Here is a 707-nt window from a genome sequence, read left to right on the forward strand (position 1 = left end):
GTTCAGTGCGAGTGAGCGGCCTACCGAGTTGTCGCGGCGCAGTGAAGCACTGGGTTGGAATGAGGTGTTGGCGCCGGGGCAATTGCTTCAGGTGGCGGTGCCGGGGGATCACCAGAGCATGATGCAGGCGCCGTATATCCAGGCGCTGGGTCAGGCGATGGCTGAGGCCTTGGTGACGTGCACGCCGCAGGTTCAGGCTCAGCACCAGCCGTTGCTGCGGATTCAGAGTGGCCGGGCGGGGTATGCGCCGGTGTTCTGTGTGCCGGGGGCGGGGGACAGCGTCACCGGGTTTATTGGCTTGAGTGAGGCGCTGGGGCGGGATTGGCCGTTGTTTGGCTTGCAGCCGCGTGGGTTGGACGGTGAGGCGGTGCCCCATAGCCAGGTGGAAGCGGCGGCGGCTTGTTACTTGAAGGCGTTGGAGCAGGAGTGTCCGCAGGGGGCGGTGCATTTGGTGGGGCATTCGTTTGGCGGCTGGGTTGCGTTGGAGATGGCGTTGCGGTTGCAGGCGGCGGGGCGGGAGGTGGCTTCGTTGACGGTGATTGACAGTGAGTCTCCGGAGCGCGCCGTTAGGCCTTATACGACGACGGCGGCGTTGATGCGGTTGATTGAGGCGATGCAGTTGTCGGCGGGGCAATCGCTGGGGATAGATCTGGAGAATTTTGCCGGGGGTGATGAGGTGGCGCAGCGGCGGCAGTTGCATGCAGGGA

1 protein-coding gene is annotated in these 707 nt (G+C 64.8%); it reads left to right on the forward strand.

The features are described from left to right. Positions 1–707 (forward strand): alpha/beta fold hydrolase (locus tag HX812_RS31945; protein ID WP_178949168.1); only part of this gene is annotated, 707 nt, incomplete at both ends.

It is taken from the genome of Pseudomonas sp. IPO3749 (assembly GCF_013386605.1).
In the GTDB taxonomy this organism is placed as follows: Bacteria; Pseudomonadota; Gammaproteobacteria; order Pseudomonadales; family Pseudomonadaceae; genus Aquipseudomonas; species Aquipseudomonas azotoformans_A.